Origin of the sequence: uncultured Rhodococcus sp., from assembly GCF_963525155.1 — a bacterium.
Classification (GTDB): domain Bacteria; phylum Actinomycetota; class Actinomycetes; order Mycobacteriales; family Mycobacteriaceae; genus Rhodococcus_F; species Rhodococcus_F qingshengii.
Window position 1 is genome coordinate 1 of sequence record NZ_CAURKP010000285.1, and the last position, 4,984, is coordinate 4,984.

The following is a 4,984-nucleotide window of genomic DNA, read 5'->3' on the forward strand; positions in this document are numbered from 1 at the left end:
AGCACAAACAGCGCATCCGTCGGGCAATATGCCTCACACATGAAGCAGGTCTGGCAATCCGATTGGCGCGCAATCACCGGGACGCCCGAGGGCGTCCGGTCGAAAACATCTGTGGGACAGACGTCTACGCACTTGTCGCAGCCGATGCAGTCAGGCGCAGAAACCAGCTCGATCATGACGCCACCAGTGCAGACCCGGCAGATTCAGAAGTTCGGGTCCACACCGCATCCAAACCGCCGGTAAGAACGTGATGGTGCTGCGTCACATCGAGTTCAGGATAATCGTCCCGCTTGCTCATTCCCCGAGTCTCGGTCCGCGCCAACGTCGAGTGATACATCCAGCGACCGACGGCCGTGATCGCGGCAGCCTGCCGCGCCGCCATCCGACCTGCTGGATCCGCGCCCAGATCCGCACTCACTGCACCCCACAGCGATTCGAGCTCACCGAGCGCTGCGGATACTCGATCACCGCTGCGGAGGTAGTTCTTGTCGAAGGGAATCAGCTGCGCCTGAGCAGCTTTCACCACATCGTCGGGAGCAAACCCGGTTCGTACCGGATTACGCAATCCGACGGTTCCTGCTCCGCGAAGACCACTGGTAGACCCACGTCCGACCGACAACGCATAGCGCGCAGCACCGGTTCCCGCCCACGAACCAGAAGACATCGCCCACGCGGCGTTGTGACTTCCCCCGCCGGTAAACCCTCCGCAGATTCGCTCTCGGGTCGCAGCGTCCCCGGCGGCAAACAGTCCTGGAACGGATGACGCGCAATCGTCGTCGACGACGTTGATTCCCCCAGTGCCGCGCACCGTGCCTTCAGCGAGCATGCCGACCTCGAATTTGTCGGTGAAGGGATCGATTCCGCGGCGATCGAATTGCAGGAAGAAGTTGGGTTGCCCCAGCCTCATTCGACGCTGCACCTCAGCGTCGGCCCGATCGATCTGCGCGAAGACGGGCTCGTTCCGCAACGTGCTGGCGATGACGGACCTCCCCTTCGCCGAACCGGCCCCTTCGAGCACTCTTCCGTCTGCGTGGAAGAACGTCGCGTACGCGTAGTAAGCCGTCTTGGTGATCGTCGATCCGGCCGCTGCGATTCCGTACGCGTTCGAGAACTCCATCCCGGAGAACTCCGCTCCGACTTCCGCTGCCATCAATGCACCGTCACCGGTATCGACGTTGGTACCCAGCGCACCGGACAGAAACGCACAACCTCCGCTGGCGACCACTACCGCGCCTGCCGAGACGCGGTAGTCCTGATGTTCGTGACGCTGGTATCCGGCGACTCCGCGAACTCGGCCCTCACCGTCCACCAACAACTCCAGTGCCGGCGAATGGTCGAGGATCCGCACCCCGGCTCGACGAATCCAGGTGCGCATCCGTCGCATGTACTCAGGTCCCTGCAAGCCGGTACGGATCTGCTTGCCCGTGCTGGGGTCGACGGGGAACGGATATCTGCCCTCCACCGCGAGGAGATCCATGTTGGAGTAGGTCTGCTCGAGGACGCGGTCCATCCAATGGTGGTCGGCAAGATATCCGCCGAGCGCCTCACGACCGGCCTTTGCCCGCTCACGGGCAGTCGTATCCGGTTCGACGTACCAAACACCCGTTCCCGAGGGGGCCGTTGCGCCGCTCGTTCCGCAGTAGCCCTTGTCGACCAGGACGACGTCTGCACCGGCCTTGGCCGCGCGCAACGCTGCCCATGCGCCGGCGGGGCCACCACCGATCACCAATACATCGGTGGAGAGTTCGAGGACGTCCGTCACTGGCCAGCTCCTGTCAGAGGTCTACGCAACACTTCTGTTGCCGCAATATTCCTCGAACGAACTACCCAGCGCCACAGTCAGAATCACTGTGAACTCAACCAGTCACTGCCGCATCGACAGAGCGCTACGACGCTTCCCGCTCCTCGTCGGTGCACAACGCGGAATACTTGGCGAAGGCTTCCTGCAAGGTCAGCGATTTTCGTCGCTCGGTGATGTCGCGGGGCTTTCCCTGCGCGACACATCGACGAGCATGTTCGATCACAGCTTCACGTATGACGCTGGAAATGTCCGCGCCCGTGAGCTCTTGGAGGGTCTCTAGGGCCCTCAGTTCCTCTACGTCGAATCTCACCGTTACCGATCGTCTAGCCACGCTCAGGATGTTACTTGCGGGTACACCAATTTTGGTGAGTTACGTATGCGTCGAGTCGAATATCTTTGGGCGCCAAAACCTTCGAATTCCGATCTACGTGGGTAAATAGTTTCCCACTCACGGCACTCATGTAATGCAACGCACACGGCGCTAGCCAGCGTGCCGACGGACACTGTCGCTGTCTATGCTTGCGAAACACTGCCTTCGATCGGAGATATACCGCGTGAGCATCGACCACATCGTTTCCGCAGTCGACGGCGACGCTGCCGAGCGAATCAAAACGGCCCTGGCCGAGAGAGCCGCAACCTCGACGGACACGACCACGCTGGTGTTCGACGGCGTGAGCATCGAGATTCCGCCATCGGTCGGCGACGCCGTCGTGCAGCTCCTGACCTACCTCGCTGCCGGCGACAGCGTCGCCCTCGGGCCCGTCGCAGAGCTCCTCACCACCTCGCAGGCAGCAGAGATCCTCGGCGTTTCGGACACGTATGTACGCAAACTCGCCGACGCCGGGAAACTCCCGATCGAACTACGCGGCACCCACCGCAGGTTCCGCCTCGACGACGTGATGGCTTACCGCGAGCAGTTCCCCAAACGCGCCTAGCTCTTCGCGTACATTCCTTCGATCTCATTCGAGAACCGATCGACGACGACATTGCGCTTGATCTTGAGCGTCGCTGTCATCTCACCGTCTTCCTCGGTCAGATCGCGATCGAGAATGACGAACTTCTTGATCGACTCCGCATGCGAGACAGCGGCATTGGCGTCGTCGACGGCCTTCTGAAGCTCCGCGCGAAGGTCCTTGTCATCGCGCAGCTCAGCGACGGTGGCGCCGGAAGGTTTGCCGTTCTCCGACTTCCACTTCTCGAACACCTCAGGGTCGACGGTTAACAGCGCCGTGATGTAGGTCTTCCCGTCGCCGACGACAACTGCCTGCGAGACGATGGAATGCGAACGGATACGGTCTTCCATCGGGCCGGGCGAGACGTTCTTGCCGCCCGCCGTCACCAGAAGATCCTTCTTGCGTCCGGTGATGGAAAGGTAACCGTCGCTGTCGAGTTCACCGAGATCCCCGGTGCGCATCCAGCCGTTGACGAACGTCTCTTCGGTGGCCTTGTCGTTCTTCCAGTAGCCCTTGAAAACAACCCCGCCGTTGAGTTCGATCTCGCCGTCCTCGGCGATGCGAACCCCGTTGCCGCCCATCGGCTGTCCGACGGTTCCGATCTTCTGAGCACCCGGGACGTTGACACAGTGCGCCGCAGTGGTTTCGGTGAGACCGTAACCCTCGTAGATCGGAACTCCCAGCCCGCGGAAGAAGTGCCCCAACTCAGGAGTGAGGGCGCCGCCGCCGGAGATCGCGAACCAGCATTCGCCGCCGAGAGCTTCACGAAGCTTCGAGTACACCAGCTTGTCTGCCACTGCGTGCTTCGCCTTCAAGATCAGCGAGGGACCGCCTTTGTCGAGAGCTTGGCTGTACTTCTTCGCGGTGGCTTCGGCGAAGGCGAAGATCGCGCCGGGAATCTTTCCACCGGATTCCGCCTTGCGTGCTGCGCCGTCACGAACTTTTTCGAAGACACGCGGAACACCGAGGATGGTGTTGGGCTTGTACCGCTCGAATTGAGTTGTGATGGTGGCAAAGTCAGACCAGTGCGCCTGCGACGCACCAGCTTCGAACGTCGCGAGGGACACCGCGCGGGCCAGTACGTGCGCGAGCGGCAAGAAGGTCAGGACTCGGTTTCCCGGAACCGCCACCTTGCCGATCGATGCCGTGAGAATCCCGCGCACCTCGGACAGGAAGTTGCGGTGCGTGAGGATGCATCCCTTGGGACGGCCTGTCGTGCCGGAGGTGTAGACGAGTGACGCAAGATCGTCGGCCTTGATGCCCGCGAGCCGCTTCTTCAGCTCGGTGTCGTCAACGTCGGCACCCTGTGCGGTCAACTTCTCCACAGCGCCGTCGTCGATCTGCATGACGGCTTTGAGCGTGCTTGGCGCGTCCTGAAACAGCTGCTCGTGCGCGCCGGTTTCGACGATCGCGATGACGGCCTCGGAGTCTTCGAGGATCCAGCTGACCTGGCCCTGAGACGACGAATCGTAGATCGGGACGGTAGCCGCGCCGGCAGCCCAGATGGCGAAGTCGAAGAGCGTCCACTCGTATCGGGTCGCGGAGAGGAGTGCGACGCGGTCGCCTGCCTGCACGCCAGCGGCGATGAGACCGTTTGCGACGCCGGTGACCTGCTCGGCGAACTCTTTGGCTGTGACGTCTACCCAACCCTCGCCCTTGGGGCGGGAGAACACCGTCAAATCTGGTGTGCGCTCGGCGTGCGCGAAGACGGTGTGCACCACGGACTCGTTGTCGGAGATGGTGAACTGGGCTTTGGCGCTGTACTCACTCACAGGGTGTCATCTCCGTTGGTCTGCGATTCGATGCTGATTCTGAAGCGGTGGAGTGCGCGGGCGACGTCTGCGACCTCGGACTCGGTCCAATCGTGCAGCCTGCCGGCGACTTGGTCGAGCCGACGCGCGTCGGCGGCGTCGAGGTATTTGCGGCCAGCCTCCGTGAGGTGCAGCGGATTGCCCTGACGAACGGATCCCGGATCGGCATACACCCAGCCTGCCTCGATACACCCGCGCACTTGGCGCGAAATGGTCGAGCGATTGACGCCGAAGACTTCGGATATCTCCGTGGCCTTACAGCCGTCGTTGCGGCCGATGAAGGAGAGGAAGGAATGCTGCGCGATCGACGGGTGGTCATCGGAATGCCGATCCCCCGTCATCAGCTGCCGCGTGAGGTGCACCAGCTCGTCATGAACAGCTGGTGGACCGGTGAGCGCCATTGCTCCGTCATGTTGCAC

Annotated in this window: 6 protein-coding genes; 1 reads left to right on the forward strand and 5 read right to left on the reverse strand. The window is 62.1% G+C overall.

What is annotated here, in order from left to right:
- The 3 genes from RWT78_RS28150 to RWT78_RS28160 form a co-directional block, all read right to left on the reverse strand.
- Window positions 1-176: ferredoxin family protein (locus RWT78_RS28150; RefSeq protein ID WP_314682562.1), on the reverse strand; the 176-nt coding region annotated here is incomplete at its 3' end.
- Complete coding sequence (locus RWT78_RS28155) at window positions 173-1,762, reverse strand: FAD-binding protein (RefSeq protein WP_314682553.1); 1,590 nt, start codon at window positions 1,760-1,762, stop codon at window positions 173-175. The genes RWT78_RS28155 and RWT78_RS28150, both read right to left, overlap by 4 nt.
- A 124-nt stretch (window positions 1,763-1,886) precedes the next feature.
- Window positions 1,887-2,132, reverse strand: a complete 246-nt coding sequence (locus tag RWT78_RS28160; RefSeq protein WP_231915792.1) for a hypothetical protein — start codon at window positions 2,130-2,132, stop codon at window positions 1,887-1,889.
- Between the two features lie 223 nt (window positions 2,133-2,355).
- Between RWT78_RS28160 and RWT78_RS28165 the strand changes: the two genes are divergently transcribed.
- Window positions 2,356-2,736 (forward strand): helix-turn-helix domain-containing protein, encoded by a 381-nt coding sequence (locus RWT78_RS28165; protein ID WP_003941392.1) that lies wholly within the window; start codon window positions 2,356-2,358, stop codon window positions 2,734-2,736.
- On the opposite strand, the gene RWT78_RS28170 is transcribed toward RWT78_RS28165, so the two are convergent.
- Both RWT78_RS28170 and RWT78_RS28175 read right to left on the reverse strand, forming a co-directional pair.
- Window positions 2,733-4,526, reverse strand: coding sequence for a long-chain fatty acid--CoA ligase (locus tag RWT78_RS28170; protein ID WP_003941315.1), 1,794 nt, complete (start codon window positions 4,524-4,526; stop codon window positions 2,733-2,735). The two genes, RWT78_RS28165 and RWT78_RS28170, sit on opposite strands and share 4 nt — an antisense overlap.
- On the reverse strand, window positions 4,523-4,984 hold a 462-nt coding region (locus tag RWT78_RS28175; protein WP_314682559.1), incomplete at its 5' end, for a MarR family winged helix-turn-helix transcriptional regulator. The genes RWT78_RS28170 and RWT78_RS28175, both read right to left, overlap by 4 nt.